The 2,508-nt window shown below is 57.5% G+C and carries 2 protein-coding genes; both read right to left on the bottom strand.

Going from position 1 to position 2,508, the window contains the following annotated elements:
- The coding region (locus tag F6K46_RS39310) for an AAA family ATPase (RefSeq protein WP_293118132.1) at nucleotides 1-1,436 on the bottom strand (1,436 nt) is incomplete at its 3' end.
- Between the two features lie 345 nt (nucleotides 1,437-1,781).
- The gene (locus F6K46_RS39305) at nucleotides 1,782-2,321 is read right to left on the bottom strand and encodes an OmpA family protein (RefSeq protein ID WP_293118129.1); all 540 of its coding nucleotides are present in this window, start codon (nucleotides 2,319-2,321) and stop codon (nucleotides 1,782-1,784) included.
- Between the last annotated feature and the right edge of the window lie 187 nt (nucleotides 2,322-2,508).

Genomic DNA, 2,508 nt, shown 5'->3' with positions numbered 1-2,508 from the left:
TCATCCCGTTCCGACGTCAGGCTTCCCACAAGCCGTTTCATGTAATCCCGGTTAGAGCCAGCCGTCTTTAGGTCGAGTTTGAGCTGGGCGATCTGGGCGCGCAGTTCCGCAAGAGCGGTCAAGCGCCGGCCCGACGCCGTTTGCTCGGACGTTGTTTTTTCGTCCGCCTGCACAGCGGCCGATTGCGTTGTTTCTTCGGTGCTGTCGTTTACGAGAGGCAGGATCAGAACCGCGAGCAGCACTGCGGCCGCCGCGGCGCTGCCGGCAACCCAGATCCGCCGCCGAGATGGTCGATGGGTTTCGGCGTGAAGCGTTGATCCGGACTGTCCGGGACGCCATCGCGCCGTGGAGCGGAGGACAGTGGTCAGACGACTGATTAGGCGCCAGAGTTTGGCAAGGGCAACCAGGGCGAAGACACCGGACTTTTCCGCGATCTTGCGAGCAAGATGGGCGGCTTTTTGCCCTGCCGCGCTGGTTCCATTTGGAAGCCGTTGACGTAAAGCGGCCAGTTTCTCCGCGATCGAACTCGCCGCGAAGCGACCGCCGCCGCCAGAGGGACGAAACTTTTCAGCCAGCCGCCGGACGGAGTTGGGTCTCTGGGTTGTTCCGGATGCTTGCGGCTCAGGCGAAAGCCAGGCTGCGCTTGATGTCTGGCGGATCATTTCCCGGGTCACCACCTGGGTTCCCTGGCGGTAGGCAATTTCCAGCGCTTTATCGCAGACCCTGTTAAGATCGCTGGGCCGGCCGGAACTGGTCTGCATGATCTCCCGGATCGCACCTTCGGAGAAGATGTCGGAGCGCATGGAGCCAGCACCGCGAATCTGATGGTCGATGAATGCCGGGATTTCGGCCGCCGGCAGCCGCTCGAGTTGGGCATGCGCCTCGACCAGCCTTGAGACTGCAGAAAGTACGGGCTGATTCAGCCGCTCGAGCAGGTCTTCCGTGCCGGAGAGTACGACCTGTACCTGATTCCCGCCGCCGTCCGCCTTGATGAGCAGAGGCAGGGTATTGAGACTTTCCAGTGGCAGGTTTTGCGCATCGTCGATGAAAAGTACGCAGCCCTGTTCCCGGTCGTTCAAGCTTTTTAGGTGATCGCGCAGCCGGAAAATTTCAGCTTCGACCGAAATCTGCTGCTGATCGGAGGCCTCGCCTCCCAGCTTGTCGGACAGGCAGCCGACAAGGTCGCGCTGACTAAGGTTGGCATTTTGCAGGTAAATGAAATGAACGGTGTCGTCTAGATCTTGTGCGAGTTGCTTGAGGAGCGTGGTTTTGCCGGTCCCCGAAGCGCCGGTTAGCAGGGCAAGTCCGCGTTGCTCGTCGATCGCGTCCAAGAGACTGTTATGAGCATTAAGAAATATGCTGTTGGTATAGAAAAAGCCTGAATCTGGCGTGATTTTGAATGGCGGTCTCTGGAACCCAAAGTACTGGGTATACATGTCCTGCAACCTTCTTCAGCACAAATCAGCTCGCGAAGCTTTGCTCTGACGCAAGCAAGTAATCGATTATTTGAACGAAGACGCTCTTGGACGGGAATTTACGAAAAAGCGAGTGTCATTGTTGTGACAAATAAGGATTTTCAAGACACTAAGTCGCTTTTTTGGTGCGGTGTTTCCTAAAAGACACGTTGCTATACAGAATAATTGGCAAAACCTATCTTTAATGAGCCCAAAACAACTCAAGGTCTTTAGGGTTTTTCGCAAATTATGCGATGTCTTGTTGAATTTGCAACCATGAGGATTTGACGTGCGGGGAGGTCGGGAGCGGCCTTAAGGGCGCTGTTTTCAGGGCTGCTTGTGAATGACGATATCGACCCGGCGGTTGCGGGCCTGACCTTCGGGATCCGGGCTGCCGTCAGGTTTGGTATTGGACGCAACCGGGCGCGTTTCGCCGTAGCCGACAATCGAGATGCGATCGGCACGGACCTGGTTGAACACCAGTTCCTGCCCGACGACCTCGGCGCGCTCGGTGGAGAGTTTCAGATTGTAACTCTCGCGGCCGACGGAATCAGTGTGTCCTTCGATGGTCAGGACGCGGGTATCGAACTCGGCGTCATTGACGATGGACGCCAGCCTTTGGAGCAGGGACCGGGCGGCCGGTGTCAGGGTCGAGCTGTTCGGCGCGAAGGAAACGCCCGCCAGTTCAACAACAAGGCCCTGGTCGCTGAAGGTTGCCGGCAGACGTGCCGACGTAAGTTCGTTCTGGAGCAGTTCATCGCTGGTCAGTTTTTTGGGTTCGGGCGCTGCGACCGGTTCCGGCTGCGGCGCCGTCTGGCAAGCGGCAAGGGCAAGGGCCAGAGACAAAACCAGGATCTTGGGCTTCACGACTCGATTCTCCTTGCTGCGAGTCTCTCGAACTATGGCTTTCATGAATAGCCTTTTTAGGGCGATTGGGAAAAATGTTTGTGTCCTGAGAAAGGAATGGCTTCCTGCTCGGCCGAGATCGTCCAGGTCTGAGGCGGATAGCGATACAGCGACTTGGGCAGCGCGCAGCGCGGCAGAAGCGAACCGA

The sequence above is a fragment of the Moorena sp. SIO3E8 genome (genome assembly GCF_010692445.1).
GTDB lineage: Bacteria > Cyanobacteriota > Cyanobacteriia > Cyanobacteriales > Coleofasciculaceae > Moorena > Moorena bouillonii.
Note: the sequence above shows the minus strand (reverse complement) of the source record. Positions and strands in the feature narration are given on the sequence as shown.